Origin of the sequence: Halopseudomonas sp. (genome assembly GCF_036961105.1) — a bacterium.
Lineage (GTDB): Bacteria > Pseudomonadota > Gammaproteobacteria > Pseudomonadales > Pseudomonadaceae > Halopseudomonas.
On the sequence record NZ_JBALWW010000002.1, the window covers coordinates 215282 to 230465 of the forward strand.

At 61.0% G+C, this 15184-nt stretch carries 9 protein-coding genes and 1 pseudogene; 9 read left to right on the plus strand and 1 reads right to left on the minus strand.

Annotation, left to right across the window (positions count from 1 at the left end):
• Positions 1–28: 28 nt before the first annotated feature.
• The 9 genes and pseudogenes from V7756_RS03805 to cobA all read left to right on the plus strand — a co-directional run bounded on the left by V7756_RS03805 (position 29) and on the right by cobA (position 13275).
• On the plus strand, positions 29–2647 hold the full coding sequence (locus V7756_RS03805) for a TRAP transporter permease (protein WP_335608825.1): 2619 nt from the start codon (positions 29–31) through the stop codon (positions 2645–2647).
• Positions 2640–3068 (plus strand): universal stress protein, encoded by a 429-nt coding sequence (locus tag V7756_RS03810; protein ID WP_335608826.1) that lies wholly within the window; start codon positions 2640–2642, stop codon positions 3066–3068. The genes V7756_RS03805 and V7756_RS03810 overlap by 8 nt, the downstream gene beginning before the upstream one ends.
• A gap of 166 nt (positions 3069–3234) precedes the next feature.
• Complete coding sequence (locus V7756_RS03815; RefSeq protein WP_335608827.1) at positions 3235–4452, plus strand: CmpA/NrtA family ABC transporter substrate-binding protein; 1218 nt, start codon at positions 3235–3237, stop codon at positions 4450–4452.
• A gap of 30 nt (positions 4453–4482) precedes the next feature.
• Positions 4483–5061, plus strand: coding sequence for an ANTAR domain-containing response regulator (locus tag V7756_RS03820; RefSeq protein ID WP_335608828.1), 579 nt, complete (start codon positions 4483–4485; stop codon positions 5059–5061).
• Positions 5062–5241: 180 nt separating this feature from the next.
• Positions 5242–6453 carry a nitrate/nitrite transporter gene (locus V7756_RS03825; protein ID WP_335608829.1) on the plus strand — a complete coding sequence of 404 codons (1212 nt, stop codon included), beginning with the start codon at positions 5242–5244 and terminating at the stop codon, positions 6451–6453.
• A 1-nt stretch (position 6454) separates the two neighbouring features.
• A complete protein-coding gene (locus tag V7756_RS03830) occupies positions 6455–8122 on the plus strand; it encodes a bifunctional protein-serine/threonine kinase/phosphatase (RefSeq protein ID WP_335608830.1) in 1668 nt (555 codons plus the stop codon).
• Between the two features lie 263 nt (positions 8123–8385).
• Positions 8386–9618, plus strand: a pseudogene (locus V7756_RS03835) (NAD(P)/FAD-dependent oxidoreductase); the annotation flags it as partial.
• Positions 9619–9760: 142 nt separating this feature from the next.
• Positions 9761–12463, plus strand: a complete 2703-nt coding sequence (locus V7756_RS03840) for a nitrate reductase (RefSeq protein ID WP_335608831.1) — start codon at positions 9761–9763, stop codon at positions 12461–12463.
• A 29-nt stretch (positions 12464–12492) separates the two neighbouring features.
• On the plus strand, positions 12493–13275 hold the full coding sequence (gene cobA / locus V7756_RS03845; protein WP_335608951.1) for a uroporphyrinogen-III C-methyltransferase: 783 nt from the start codon (positions 12493–12495) through the stop codon (positions 13273–13275).
• Between the two features lie 127 nt (positions 13276–13402).
• On the opposite strand, the gene V7756_RS03850 is transcribed toward cobA, so the two are convergent.
• A complete protein-coding gene (locus tag V7756_RS03850; protein ID WP_335608832.1) occupies positions 13403–15079 on the minus strand; it encodes a 2-isopropylmalate synthase in 1677 nt (558 codons plus the stop codon).
• Positions 15080–15184: the final 105 nt, after the last annotated feature.

Sequence of the window (15184 nt, forward strand, 5' to 3'; positions counted from 1 at the left end):
GATAAAAGAACAGGAGTAGCGCGCAGCCATGAGCCAACCCAGCGACGCAACGGGCAAGACCCCGACCGACCTTGAAGACCTGGTCGCCACCAGCGACACCGGCGCCCGCAAGCCCACTGGCCTGGCACGCAAGCTCCTGCTCTCGATAGCGGCTCTATGGTCTCTTTTTCAGCTCTGGATCGCCTCGCCGCTGCCGTTCATTCTGGGCTTCGGCGTGTTCAACAGTACCGAATCACGCTCTATCCACCTGACCTTCGCGGTGTTTCTTGGCTTCATGGCCTATCCCGCGTTCAAACGTTCGCCACGCGATTACATCCCGATAATCGATTGGGTATTGGCGCTGGTCGCCGCCTTCTGCGCGTCCTATCTTTATTTCTTCTATGCCGAGCTGGCGACACGTCCGGGCAAGCCGATTACCCAGGATGTGGTGATTGCGGTCATCGGTCTGCTGACGCTGCTGGAAGCCACCCGGCGCGCGCTCGGCCCGCCGCTGATGATAGTGGCGCTGATCTTCATCGTGTACTCGGTAGCCGGCCCCCATATGCCCGGCATTCTGGCGCACCGCGGCGTCAGCCTCGAATCGCTGGCCAACCATCAGTGGCTGACTACCCAGGGTGTCTTTGGTATTGCACTGGGCGTTTCCACCAGTTTTGTGTTTCTGTTTGTGCTCTTCGGCTCTCTGCTGGATAACGCCGGCGCCGGTAATTACTTCATCAAGGTAGCCTTCTCGCTACTGGGACATTACCGCGGCGGCCCGGCCAAGGCGGCCGTAGTGGCCTCTGGCATGACCGGACTGATCTCCGGTTCCTCGATTGCCAACACCGTCACCACCGGCACCTTCACCATTCCGATGATGAAACGTGTGGGCTTTTCTTCCGAAAAGGCTGGCGCCGTCGAAGTCGCCTCTTCGGTCAACGGCCAGATCATGCCGCCGGTGATGGGCGCTGCGGCCTTTCTGATGGTCGAATACGTGGGCATCTCCTATGTGGAGGTTATAAAACACGCCTTTCTGCCGGCCCTGATTTCCTATATTGCGCTGATTTACATCGTGCACCTTGAGGCCATAAAAGCCGGCATGCAGGGGCTGCAAAGCAGCAACCCGCCAAAGCCGCTATTGCGCAAGATCATTGGTTTTCTTACTGGTCTGTTACTGCTCATGGCCTTGTCTTTCGGCGTCTATTACGGCCTAGGCTGGCTGAAACCGGCGCTTGGTGAGGCCGCCAGTTGGGTAATTGCCGCCGGGCTTGCAGCCGTGTACGTGGGCCTGCTGAAAATCGGCTCGCGTTATCCGGAACTGGAACTGGATGACCCGGACTCGCCGGTAGTCCATCTGCCGCAAACCAAGCCAACCGTCATGTCCGGCCTGCATTACATTCTGCCGGTCATAGTGCTGATCTGGTGTCTGATGGTCGAGCGGCTCTCCCCTGGTCTTTCGGCGTTCTGGGCGACGGTGTTCATGATCGTCATCATTCTCACCCAACGTCCGTTGATGGCCCTGTTCCGCAACCAGTCGAGCATGCGTGCAGACCTGCTGCACGGCGCCAACGATCTCTGGCAGGGCCTGGTAGCCGGCGCCCGCAACATGATCGGCATTGGCATCGCGACCGCCACCGCCGGCATTATCGTCGGCGCGGTCTCACAAACGGGCGTGGGTCTGGTATTGGCGGATCTGGTCGAAATACTCTCGATGGGCAACCTGCTGCTCATGCTCGCGCTGACCGCCGTGCTCAGCCTGATTCTCGGCATGGGCCTGCCGACCACCGCCAACTACATCGTGGTATCAGCGCTATTGGCGCCGGTGATCGTTACCCTGGGCCAGGAAAGCGGTCTGCTGGTGCCACTGATTGCCGTGCATCTGTTCGTGTTCTACTTCGGCATCATGGCCGACGTCACCCCGCCGGTGGGGCTAGCCTCGTTTGCGGCCGCCGCGGTATCTGGCGGCGATCCGATACGCACCGGTTTTCAAGCCTTCTACTACAGTTTGCGTACCGCCGCGCTGCCGTTCCTGTTCATCTTCAACACTGATCTTTTGTTGATCGATGTGAGCTGGGCTCAAGGCATACTGATCTTCATCGTCGCCACCATTGCCATGCTGATCTTTGCCGCCGGCACCCAGGGCTGGATGCTGGTCAAGAGTCGCTGGTATGAAAGCCTGCTGTTGCTGCTGGTGGCTTTCACCCTGTTCCGCCCCGGCTTCTGGATGGACATGCTGCATGACCCCTATCGCAGCATTCCGCCAGGGCAGCTGGAACAGGCGCTGGGCAACGTCGACAAGGGTAGCAACCTGCGCGTACAGGTGAATGGCGAGGACGATATTGGTCAGCCGCGCACCTTCTTCGTACTGGTACCCGTGCCTGAGGGCGATACAGCGCAGGAGCGCATGGACAACCTGGGGCTGATGCTGATGGAAGACGGCGACCGCACCATAGTCGATATGGTTACCTACGGCAGTGTTGCCGCCGACCTTGGCTTCCAGTTCGATCAGGAGATTGTCGAGATTCTTGCGCCGGTAGACCGCTGGGCCAAGGAATGGATGTGGCTACCCGGTCTGGCGATCTTCCTGTTGGTACTCGGTTTGCAATGGCGTCGGCGCCCTGCTGACTCCGGCGCAGCCCCTGCAACTGCGCGAGGTAACGGCCATGTATAACAAGATTCTGCTGCCGATCGACCTGAACCACCAACAGTCCTGGAGCAAGGCGCTACCCACGGCGTTGAATTTCTGCCAGACCTACGACGCCTCCTTGCATGTGATCACAGTGCTACCCGATTTTGGCATGCCGCTGGTGGGTGGCTTCTTTCCCAAGGAATATGCCGACCAGGCGAAGAAGACCATGACTGAAAACCTGCGCGCCTTCGTCAAGGAGAATATACCGAAAGACGTCAAGGTGCAGCGCATAGTCGCCGATGGCAAAGCCTACGAAGCCATACTGCGCATGGCCAAGAAGATCGACGTTGATCTGATCATCATGGCATCACACAAACGCAAGCGTCTGGAGGACTACCTGCTGGGCACCAATGCTCTGCGGGTGGTACAGCAATCCAAGCGTTCGGTGATGATAGTGCGCTGACTGGCACACTATTTGCCTCTTTCGTGACTCCAGTGCCTTGCGCGCAAGGCACATACCACGACAACGGCGTCGTACCTCCAGCTGGCAGCCACTTGCATCTATCGATAAGATGCGCCGCTGCCTTTGGATGTGCGGCGCTTTTTTCATGCAGCAGCGGGACTGACAGATGAAGCAGACAGACCACCAGCGCGAGGATGTGCTCGCCTGGGTAAACGGCAGCGATGCCCCGGAAAAGCACATTTTGAATCTGGGCTTCATGCCATTGACCGACTCGGCATCGCTGATTGTCGCTGCTACTCAGGGCTTTGCTCAACCCTACGGCTTGACTCTCAACCTGCAGCGACAGCAATCCTGGTCGGCGCTGCGCGACCGCCTGCTCAACGGCGAGCTGGATGCAGCGCAGGGCCTTTATGGTCTGGCGTACGGCATACAGTTGGGCCTGGGCAGCGCCTCCACTCCCATGGCCGTGCTCATGGGATTGAACCAGAACGGTCAGAGCATCAACCTGTCACAGAGCATGCTGGAAACCGGAGTAGACAGCAGCCAGGCGCTGGTGGAGCGCGCGCTGCTGGGCAACACCCGACTCTGCCTGGCACATACTTTCCCTACCGGCACCCACGCCATGTGGCTGTATTACTGGCTGGCGGCCAATGGCATTCATCCGCTGCGCGACGTGGATACCCGCGTGGTGCCGCCGTCGCTGATGGTCGAGCACCTGCGCGCTCGCCGTATCGACGGTTTCTGTGCCGGTGAGCCCTGGGGCGCCCACGCCATTGAGGATGGCATGGGCTACACCTTGGCTACCAGCCAATCAGTGTGGCCGAATCATCCGGAAAAGGTCCTCTGCGCCACCCAGCGTTTTGTCGAGGAATGCCCCAACGCCGCGCGTGCGCTGATCATGTCCATTCTCGATGCCAGCCGTTTCATCGACGATAACGACGACAACCGCCGTAGCAGCGCGCAGCTGATCAGCGGCGCCGACTACGTCAATGCCCCACTGGAGTCCCTGCAGCCGCGCATGTTGGGGGATTACGTAGATGGGCGCGGTAACGCCTGGCGCGATGAGCACAGGCTGCGTTTTCATGGCGCAGGTGAAGTGAACATGCCCTACCTGTCAGATGGTCTCTGGTTCATGACCCAATTTCGCCGCTGGGGATTACTGCGCGAGGAACCGGACTATCAGTCTGTAGCCAATCAGGTGCAACAACTGCAGCTGTACCGCGAGGCCGCTGGCGCCTTGGGCATCAGCGTGCCTGAAAGCCCGCTGCGCAGCAGCACCCTGATGGACGGCAAAGTCTGGGATGGCAACGACCCTACTGCCTATGCCGGCAGCTTCGAGCTACACGCCATGACCAACGCCGCTGCGCTGCAGCAGGCCAACTGAACTTTGTCATCAAGGATTGTTTGATAAATCATGCTGCGCATACTGCTGATCAACGACACCGTGAAGAAAGTCGGCAAGCTCAAGGGCGCCCTGCTGGAGGCAGGCTTCGAGGTCATCGACGAATCAGGCCTCACCATCGATCTGCCGGCGCGGGTACAGAGCGCCAAACCCGACGTCATCCTGATTGACAGCGACTCGCCCGGCCGCGACGTGATGGAACAGGTCTGCCTGTTCAGCCGCGACCTGCCTCACCCGATAGCTCTGTTTACCGATGAACAGGACCCGGCCATCATGCGCCAGGCCATCCAGTCCGGCGTCAGCGCCTATATCGTCGAAGGCGTGGAAAGCTCGCGACTCAAGGCGATACTGGACGTTGCCATGGCCCGCTTCGAGACCGACCAACAGCTGCGTGCCGAGCTGCAGGCCCGGGAGCAGCAGCTCAATGAGCGCAAGCGGGTGGAGAAGGCCAAGGGCCTGCTGATGAAGATGAAGAACTGCGATGAGGCCGAAGCGCATACGCTGATGCGCCGCCAGGCCATGAGCCGCCAACAGAAGCTGATCCAGGTAGCCGAACAGATCATCGCCATGCACGAGATGCTCGGCGACTAAGCTCTGGCACACATCCTGCTAGCTCTATAGCAGGCAGCCAAAGGCGGTTGCCTGCACAGACAACGACGTCATCCTCGCTCCGGAGTCAATCCGGGTGCGGGGGTGACGTTTTTTTTTGCCCCTAGCTAGCGGGTAGTACATGCTGCAAAGCGCGCCATGCGGCGCTGAGAGGACTGCCATATGAACACGAGCTTCTGGAAAGCCGGCCACACACCAACCCTGTTTTCCGCCTTCCTGTACTTCGACCTCAGCTTCATGGTCTGGTACCTGCTCGGCCCGCTTGCGGTGCAGATTGCCACCGATCTGGGGCTCAGTGCACAGGAACGGGGCATAATGGTCGCCACGCCGATCCTGGCTGGTGCTCTGCTGCGCCTGGTGCTTGGTTTCATGGCCGATCGCCTTTCGCCCAAAACGGCAGGGGTTATCGGCCAGGTTATCGTCATCAGCACCCTGCTGCTGGCCTGGCAGTTGGGCATCAACACCTATGAGCACACCCTGCTGCTGGGCCTGGGGCTGGGCTTTGCCGGTGCCTCCTTTGCGGTGGCGTTGCCGCTGGCATCGCAGTGGTATCCACCGGAGCATCAAGGCAAGGCCATGGGGATTGCCGGCGCGGGCAACTCGGGCACCGTGATGGCCGCCATTTTCGCGCCGGGACTGGCCTACCTGTTTGGCTGGCAGAATGTCTTTGGTCTGGCGCTGATTCCGCTGGTGATCACGCTTGTTCTGTTCATCATGCTGGCCAGGAACGCGCCCCAGCGTCCGGCTCCAAAAGCACTGAAGGATTATGCCAAAGCCCTGAAAGACGTCGACAGCTGGTGGTTCATGTTTTTCTACAGCGTCACCTTCGGCGGCTTCATCGGTCTTGCCAGCGCCCTGCCCGGCTATTTCAGCGACCAGTACGGGCTAAGCCCGGTCACCGCCGGTTACTATACCGCTGCCTGTGTCATGGCTGGCAGCCTGATGCGTCCACTGGGCGGTGCCCTGGCCGACCGCATCGGCGGTATTCGCTCGCTGCTGTACATGTACGCACTCGCCGCCGTGTGCATTGCCATCGTCGGCTTCAACCTGCCCAATTCCTATGCTGCACTGGCCTTCTTCGTGACCGCCATGCTGGGCCTGGGCACTGCCAACGGCTCGGTTTTCCAGTTGGTGCCGCAGCGTTTCTTCCGTGAAATCGGCGTGATGACCGGCCTGATCGGCATGGCCGGTGGGGTTGGCGGTTTTATTCTCGCCGCCGGCCTCGGCGCGATAAAACAGCACACTGGCGATTACCAGATCGGGCTGTGGCTGTTTGCCAGCCTGGGCATTCTGGCGTGGTTTGGCCTGTTCAACGTCAAGCGCCGCTGGCGCACCACCTGGGGCGCCTCATCCATGACGGCGGCGCGCGTCTGACATGGGGCTGCAGCTGAGCATCAGCGAGGCCAGCGGCAAGGGCCCGCGCGCGCAGAATCAGGATGCAATACGCGTGGTAACACCCGCCCCACGGTTGGCGGCCAGCAAAGGGCATCTGTTGGCCGTGGCCGACGGCGTAAGCCAATGCCAGGACGGCGGCCTCGCTGCCAACGCAACGCTGCAGGCGTTGGCCCTGGATTACTACTCCACGCCGGAAACCTGGGCTATAACCCACGCCCTCGACAAACTGTTGACCGCCCACAATCGCTGGCTGCGCGCCAATGGCGGTGGCCAGCCGCTGCTTACCACGCTGACCGCCCTGGTGCTGCGTGGTTGCCGTTATACCCTGGCGCACATCGGCGATTGCCGCGCTTATCTGCTGCGCGGCGGCAAGCTGCGTCACCTGAGCACAGAGCACGTTTGGGAACAGCCTGGCATGGAGCACGTACTCAAGCGGGCTCTGGGCCTGGATGAACATCTGCTGATGGATTACAGCGAAGGTGAGCTGCGCGAAGGCGACCAGTTGTTGATCCTCAGCGATGGCGTATGGGCCTCACTCAAGGACAGCGAGATTCATTGCCTGCTGCAGGAGCAACCCTTTGATCAACTCTGCCAGGCGCTGCTCAATAGTGCCTGGAAGGCAGGCAGCCAGGATAACGCCAGCGCCTTGCTGGTGCGGGTGGATGCGCTGCCCCAGGTCTCGCTCAGCGACGCGCTGGCGCCGCTGGACGAGCGTGCGCTGCCGCCACCGCTGAAGACCGGGCAGGAGTTCGAGGGTTGGGAGATAGTCAATGTGCGTGCCGAGTCGCGGCAGTCCATGCTGTATCGCGTGCGCGACCCACTGCATCAGACCTGGCTGCTGAAGACCCTGCCCGCCAGCTTGCATCAGGATGAGCAAGCCCGCCAGGCGCTGGTACTGGAAGAATGGTTCATGCGCCGGGTGGCCAGCGCCTCCACGCCGGAACTGCACCCGCTGCCGCACCGCCGTCATCTGTACTACGTAATGCGCGAGTATTCCGGCGTCACGCTGGAAGAGCAGCGCCGCCAAACCGGACTGTTGAGCATCCCAGCCTGGCGAGAGCTGGCCGCACAGCTGATCAAGGCCGTGGGCAAGCTGCATCAGCGCAATCTCATCCACCGCGATATCAAACCTGAAAACCTGCATCAGGGTGATGATGGCCAGCTGCGCCTGCTCGATTTTGGTCTGACATTCTGCCCCGGCCTGACCGCGCAGGAATCCGGCCACGCGCCTGGCACGCCCAGCTACAAGGCACCGGAGGTATTCAATGGCGCCGAGCCGAGCCGCCAGCAGGATATCTACGCAACAGGAGTGACCCTGTATTTTCTGCTCACCGGGCACTATCCCTACGGTGAAGTCGAGGCCTTTCAGCGTCCGCGCTTTACCAGGCCCGTGCCAGCCAGCCGCTATCGCCCAGACCTGCCGCCCTGGATCGATGACCTGCTGCTGCGCGCGGTGGCGCTGGAACCCGAAGCGCGCTTCGAGACCGCCGAAGAGTGGTTGCTGGAATTGAGTCAAGCCGAAAATCGCCCACTGCATAGTGCTCACCAGCCGCTGTTGAATCGCGATCCGCTGCGCTTCTGGCGCTATCTGGCGCTCGCTGCGCTGGGGCTCAACCTGTGGCTGGCCTTCATGCTGCTGCAGCCCTGACGCCCCAACGCAGTGCGAGACGCCACACGACAGTGCACGAGGACCGCCAAAAGCCCCGCCAATCCGCTGCAGATTACTGATATTCAGGCGTTTTACGAGCTGGCACGGAACCTGCTCTGGTTAACATAGCGTTAATTACAATGCGGGGCTGTCAATGGCGATGACCCTGCCTTCCTGATCGAACAGGACCTGGACAAAGGCGTCCCTACTGCGTGAGCAGAGGGGCGCCTTTTTTGTTTTTGGCTTCAGGCGGAGCACGCACAATGCAAAAGCTCAAACTCGTCTTGATCGGTAATGGCATGGCCGGGGTACGTACCCTGGAAGAACTGCTGAACCTGACCCCCGATCTGTACGACATCACGGTATTCGGTGCCGAACCGCACCCCAATTACAATCGGATCCTGCTCTCCCCAGTGCTGGCCGGCGAGCAATGCTTCGATGAGATAGTGCTCAATGATCTGGACTGGTACCGCGCCAACGGCATCACCCTGCATCTGGGCAAGCGGGTAGCAAAGATCGACCGCCGAACACGCAAGGTCATCGCCGAAGACGGCACCGAAGCCGAATATGATCGGCTGCTTCTGGCAACCGGCTCGCGTCCTTTCATACCGCCAATGCCGGGCAACCAGCTGGCTGGCGTCATCGGCTACCGCGATATTGCTGATACCCAATTGATGATGGATACCGCCGCAACCCACTGCCACGCGGTGGTGATCGGTGGCGGGTTGCTGGGCCTGGAAGCTGCCAATGGCCTCAAGCTGCGCGGCATGGATGTGACCGTAGTCCACATCGGCCAATGGCTGCTGGATCGCCAACTGGACCAAACCGCCGGTGAACTGCTGCAGCAATCGCTGGAGCAGCGCGGCCTGAAGTTCAGATTGGCGCAATCCACCGAGGCGTTGCTGGATGACGGCGCCGGGCGTGTCAGCGCCGTCAGATTTACCGAGGGTACGGAGATCCCCGCCGATCTGGTGGTGATTGCGGCCGGTATCCGCCCCTGCATCGAGCTGGCCGAGGCTGCCGGCCTGGCATGTGATCGCGGCATTCTGGTCAACGACACGCTGCAGACCTTTGATCCGCGCATCTATGCCATCGGCGAGTGCGCCCGTCATCGCGGTGTGGCCTACGGCCTGGTAGCCCCCTTGTTCGAGCAGGCGAAGGTCTGCGCCAATCATCTGGCCATGCTCGGTTTTGGCCGCTACCTGGGGTCGGTCACTTCCACCAAGCTCAAGGTCACCGGCATTGACCTGTTTTCCGCTGGCGAATTCATGGGCGCCGAAGGCACCGAAACCATCACCCTCAATGACCCCATCAGCGGTGTTTACAAGAAGCTGGTGGTCAAGGACGACAAGCTGGTGGGCGCCTGTCTGTTTGGCGATACCGTCGATGGCAGCTGGTACTTCAAGCTGGTCAGGGAAAACCAAAACATCAGCCAGATCCGCGACTCGCTAATGTTTGGTGCGACCTGCGCCGGTGCGACCGGCACAGTAGATGCCAGCCCAGCGGCCAGCGAGCCAGCTGCCGCCAAATCATCGGGCCTGCAAAACACGCCGCCGGCACAGCCGACTGTCAGCAGTGAGCCATTGGAGGTCAGTGCATGAGAATCAGCGCAGCCATCCGCTCCCAGGATCAGAATCGATGAGCAGCCAGACCACCGCCTCTACCTGCTGCTACTGCGGGGTCGGTTGCGGCGTGCTGATCGAGCACGACGGCAAAACCATACAGGATGTGGCAGGCGACCCCACGCACCCCGCGAACCTGGGTCGTCTATGCAGCAAAGGCTCCAGCCTGCACAAGACCGGCGATCTCGCCGCGCGCGCGCTTTACCCCGAGCTGCGCCTTGGCAAGCAGCTGGCACGCAGCCGTACCGATTGGGATAGCGCACTGGGCCATGCTGCGCAGGTGTTTGCTGAAACCATCGCCGAGCACGGCCCAGACAGTGTCGCCTTCTACATCTCGGGCCAGTTGCTGACCGAGGACTACTACAGTTTCAACAAGCTGGCGCGCGCCCTGGTGGGCACCAACAATATCGACAGCAACTCCCGTCTGTGCATGTCCAGTGCAGTGGTCGGCTACAAGCGCAGCCTGGGCGCAGACGCGCCGCCCTGCTCCTATGAAGACATAGAGCAGAGCGACTGCCTGTTGATCGCCGGCAGCAACATGGCCTTTGCACACCCGGTACTGTTTCGCCGGCTGGAAGCAGCCAAGGCTGCCGATCCGAGCAAGCGGGTCATCGTCGTCGACCCACGACGCACTGATACCTGTGACATCGCCGATCTGCATCTGGCCATAGAGCCGGGCACCGACGTTGCGCTGTTCCACGGCATCCTGCATCTGCTATTGCAGCAGGGTCGGATCGATCGCGCGTTTATCGAGGCTCACACCCAGGGATTTGTCGAATTGCAGGCACTAGTGTTCGAGTACAGCCCGGCACACACAGCTCAGCTGTGCGGCATCAGCGAAGATGACCTGCAAACCGCCGCGCACTTGATCGGCAATGCGCCCAGCTTCCTCTCGCTCTGGTGCATGGGGCTGAATCAGTCCAGCGCCGGCAGCGCCAAGAACAACGCCCTGATCAACCTGCACCTGGCTACCGGGCAAATCGGCAAGGTGGGCAGCGGTCCCTTCTCGCTCACCGGACAGCCCAACGCCATGGGCGGGCGCGAGACCGGTAGCCTGTCCAATCTGCTGCCCGGCCACCGCGAGGCCGCCAATGCCGAACACCGCTCCGAGGTCGCTGACTACTGGGGCGTGGACCAACTACCGGCTACCACCGGCCTCTCGGCCATCGAGCTGTTCGAGGCTGTGCGCAGCGGACGCATCAAGGCGCTGTGGATCGCCTGTACCAATCCCGCACAGTCGATGCCGAACCAGCGGCTGATTCATGAAGCACTCGCTGCTTGCCCCTTCGTAATAGTGCAGGAAGCCTTCTTCACGACCGAAACCTGCCGTTACGCCGACCTGCTGCTGCCCGCCGCCAGTTGGGGTGAAAAGGAAGGTACGGTCACCAACTCTGAACGCCGCATCAGCCATGTGCGTCCGGCCATTCCTGCACCAGGTGAAGCTCGCCCGGACTGGGCCATCGTCTGCGACTTTGCCCGTCGGCTGGAAAAGCAGTTGCGACCCGGCCGGCCCAGCCTGTTCGCGTTCAGCTCACCGGCAGCAATATTTGATGAATACAAATTGCTGACCGTCGGCCGCGATCTGGATTACAGCGGGCTAAGCCATCAGTTGATTGACCAACTGGGCCCGCAGCAATGGCCATTCAAGACCGGCAGCCGGCAAGGCACAGCGCGCCTGTACGCAGATGGCGTGTTCGCCACGGATAACGGCAAAGCCCGCTTCCTCGCAGAAGCCTACAGCGCCCCGCAGGAGCAGCGCGATGCGCAGTTTCCGTTGACCCTCAACACCGGACGCCTGCGCGACCACTGGCACGGCATGAGCCGCACCGGCACCGCGGCGCAGCTGTTCGGGCATGTCGAGCAGGCACTGCTCGGCCTGCACCCGGACGACCTGGAACGCCATGAGCTGAGCGACGGTGATCTGGTGCACCTGAGCAGCCGCCGCGGTGAGCTGATCCTGCCGGTACAGAGCGATGAGCAGCTGCGCCCCGGACAGGCCTTCCTGCCGATGCACTGGGGCGATCGTTTTCTCAAGGGTCTGGGCAGCAACGTGCTTACCCAGCCGGCGTTCGACCCGCTATCCAAACAGCCTGAGCTCAAGCAGAGCAGCGTCAATATTCGCCGCGCCGACTTGCCCTGGGAGTTATTCGTGCTGGTGGAAGGCGATGTACAGCAGCGCTTCGAGGCGCTGCGTCCGCTTTGTGAATCGCTGGATTATCTGAGCATGGGACTGATTGGCCGTGAACGCCCCGCGCTGTTGCTGCGCGCAGCCGCAACTCAAGCCCCGGATAACGAACTTGTGAGCACCATAGACCGCCTGACCGGTTTGGATAGCGGACCGGTAATGCGTTACGACGATCCACAGCGCGCCATCGGCAAGCGCATAAGGATTGAAGAAGACCGCATTACCGCCATTCGCCTGAGCGGAGAAACCGCCGCGCGCAACTGGCTGCGCAGCCTGTGGCAAAGCGGTGAAGCCGATGCCGAGCTGCGCCGCTGGTTCCTCGCGCCGGTCAGCGCCCCGCCCGGCGGTGCGAGCAACCAGCAGGACAAGACCCTGTGTAATTGCATGGACGTCAGCCAAAGCCAGATCTGCGCGGGTATCGAGCGCGGTTTGGATTTGGATGGCCTGAAGCAGGAACTCGGCTGCGGAACCCAATGCGGCTCCTGCGTACCGGAAATCAAACGACTGATCAGCAGCCTGGCGGTGCCGGCATGAAGACCACTGAATCCAAGGAGTACACGCCCATGAACCCGACTGTATGGCTGGTAGGTGCTGGCCCCGGCGACCCGGAACTGCTGACACTGAAAGCAGCGCGCGTGTTGAGCCAGGCCGAGATTGTCATGGTCGATGACCTGGTCAACCCGGAGATCCTCGAGCACTGCCCGCAGGCGCGCCTCATTCGTGTGGGCAAACGCGGCGGCTGCCGTTCTACCCCGCAGGAATTTATCAACCGGCTGATGCTGCGCTATGGCCGCCAAGGCAAGCGCCTGGTGCGCCTCAAGGGCGGCGACCCCTGCATCTTTGGCCGCGCCGGCGAAGAAGCCCAGTGGCTGCGTGAACGCGGGGTGGAGTCGGAAATCATCAACGGCATCACCGCAGGATTGGCCGGCGCCACCCAATGCGGCATTCCACTGACCCTGCGTGGCGTGAGCCGCGGCGTCACCCTCGTCACCGCCCACACCCAGGACGACAGCGAGCTGAACTGGCAGGGCCTGGCCTGGGGCGGCACAACCCTGGTGGTGTACATGGGCGTCGCGCGCCTGCAGCAAATCCAGCAAGGCCTGCTCAACGGCGGCATGCCGGCCAGCACACCCATTGCCATGATCGAACAGGCCAGCACGCCGCAACAACGCCAGCACGCCTGCCGCCTGGATGACCTGTGCGAACAGGCTGCGGCCTTTGCGTTGCAGAGCCCGGCGGTGTTGGTGATTGGCGACGTAGTGAATGCTGCGGCAATCCCTTCATGTATTTTCGACTCGAAGGCTGATCCATCAATGCTCGCAGCGGTCCATAGCGCTTCGAACTGACGGCTCGACCCGCCCAAGGACGAGCCTGATCCGCATTCAGTTGCTGTTTCTGCCGTGGCCAGAGTGGCTCTCACTCAATAGCTATGCTTTCGCGCGCGGCAAGTAGCGCGCGAAAGCATAGACTAAATCAGCCAGTTGGCGCGTCTACCACCGCGAATCTCGCTGCTACGCTGAGCAGGGCCAGTATAGAGGCGGTCACAATATTGGGATGCTGACCCACTCCGAACCGCGATCCGGGTACGCCAGGCGTGGCCGCCTCCACAATGGCCACTGCTACGGCATCCGCGCCACCTGCGAGACTGCGTTCCTCATAGCTGTCAATGCGCAGTGGCAACCCCAGCGCAGCAACCGCAGCAGCCACCGGACCGTTGCCCACCCCACACAAACTCACCAGGCTGCCATCGGCGGCAACAAGGTCCAGCTCGACACCTTGCCCCTGCGCATGCTCGAACAGGCGGTGATGGCGATAGAGAAATCCTGGCTGCTCATGCGGGGGTGCAAGGTAGGTTCGCTCGAAAATCTGCCAAATCTGCTCGCTGCTCAACTCGGTTTCACTGGCTTCAGCCAATGCCTGAACGATGGCGCTGAACTCCACCTGCATTCGGCGCGGCATGAAGATGCCATGATCACGCTGCAACAGGAAGGCGATGCCACCTTTGCCGGACTGGCTATTGACGCGCACTATACTGTCATAGGTTCGACCCAGGTCATGCGGGTCCACGGGCAGGTAGGGCACGCGCCAGTGCTCATCCTGCTGCTGAGCGGCAAGCCCCTTGGCTATAGCGTCCTGATGAGAACCGGAGAATGCGGTAAACACCAGATCGCCAACATAAGGATGGCGCGGATGAATGGGCAGAGAAGTGCATGCCTCAGCCACGCGGGCAACAGCGGCGATATCCGAAAAATCCAGCCCCGGCGCTATGCCCTGGGTGTACAGGTTCAACGCGAGGGTCACGACATCAAGATTACCACTGCGCTCGCCATTGCCGAACAGGCAGCCCTCAACGCGCTGAGCCCCCGCAAGTAAAGCTTGTTCGGCACAGGCAACCCCCGTTCCACGATCATTATGCGGATGAACGGATAGCACAATGTGCTCCCGCCGCTCCAGCCGCCGATCCATCCATTCGATTTGATCAGCAAACACATTGGCGGTGGAAACTTCCACTGTCGTAGGCAGGTTGATTATCATGGGGCGCTGGGGGCCCGCATCCCAGGTTCGTATAGCCGCATTGCAGATTGCCAGCGACACCTCCAGTTCGGCCATGCAGAAAGTCTCGGGCGAATACTGAAGGACCCACTGCGTCTGCGGGTGTGCCGCCGTCAGCCGCTTGAACAGGGTAATATGGTGCTCGACCATCGCCATGATCTGCGGCACGCTCATATTGAAAACTACATCGCGCCAGACCGGTGCGATAGCGTTGTAGAGATGCACGATCACACGACGTGCTCCCGCTACGCTGCGCACCGTCTCCGCTATCAAATCCTCACGCAACTGAGTGATGACCATCGGCGTGACGTCGTCGGGAATCAGTTGGGCATCAATCAGGTGGCGCACGATCTCGAAGTCAGTCCGTGAAGCTGAAGGAAATCCGACCTCTATCTCTTTGAAACCGACACTTACCAGTTCCTGGAACAGGCGCAACTTGCGCTCGGGGTTCATAGGCTCAAATAAAGCCTGGTTGCCGTCTCGCAGGTCAGTTGAGAGCCAGACAGGTGCATGGGTCAACGCGCGCGAGGGCCATTGACGGTCAGTCAGATCAACGAGTGGGAACGGACGATATTTCTGTGAGGGATCAGTCAGCATGGAAGGTGCTCTTGTTGGCGTAAGTGTCACCCGATCCCCTGGCAAGAATGCTGACTGTGGTCGGGGTCAGGGGAATCAGGATGGGTCACTACGCAAGCAAATGCG

Excerpts from the sequence above, each read along its gene's own strand:
- V7756_RS03825 (WP_335608829.1), top strand. The coding sequence starts at position 5,242 with ATGAACACGAGCTTCTGGAAAGCCGGCCACACACCAACCCTGTTTTCC.
- V7756_RS03830 (WP_335608830.1), top strand. The coding sequence starts at position 6,455 with ATGGGGCTGCAGCTGAGCATCAGCGAGGCCAGCGGCAAGGGCCCGCGC.
- cobA (WP_335608951.1), top strand. The coding sequence starts at position 12,493 with ATGAACCCGACTGTATGGCTGGTAGGTGCTGGCCCCGGCGACCCGGAA.
- V7756_RS03810 (WP_335608826.1), top strand. The coding sequence starts at position 2,640 with ATGTATAACAAGATTCTGCTGCCGATCGACCTGAACCACCAACAGTCC.
- V7756_RS03815 (WP_335608827.1), top strand. The coding sequence starts at position 3,235 with ATGAAGCAGACAGACCACCAGCGCGAGGATGTGCTCGCCTGGGTAAAC.
- V7756_RS03850 (WP_335608832.1), bottom strand. The coding sequence starts at position 15,079 with ATGCTGACTGATCCCTCACAGAAATATCGTCCGTTCCCACTCGTTGAT.
- V7756_RS03805 (WP_335608825.1), top strand. The coding sequence starts at position 29 with ATGAGCCAACCCAGCGACGCAACGGGCAAGACCCCGACCGACCTTGAA.
- V7756_RS03820 (WP_335608828.1), top strand. The coding sequence starts at position 4,483 with ATGCTGCGCATACTGCTGATCAACGACACCGTGAAGAAAGTCGGCAAG.
- V7756_RS03840 (WP_335608831.1), top strand. The coding sequence starts at position 9,761 with ATGAGCAGCCAGACCACCGCCTCTACCTGCTGCTACTGCGGGGTCGGT.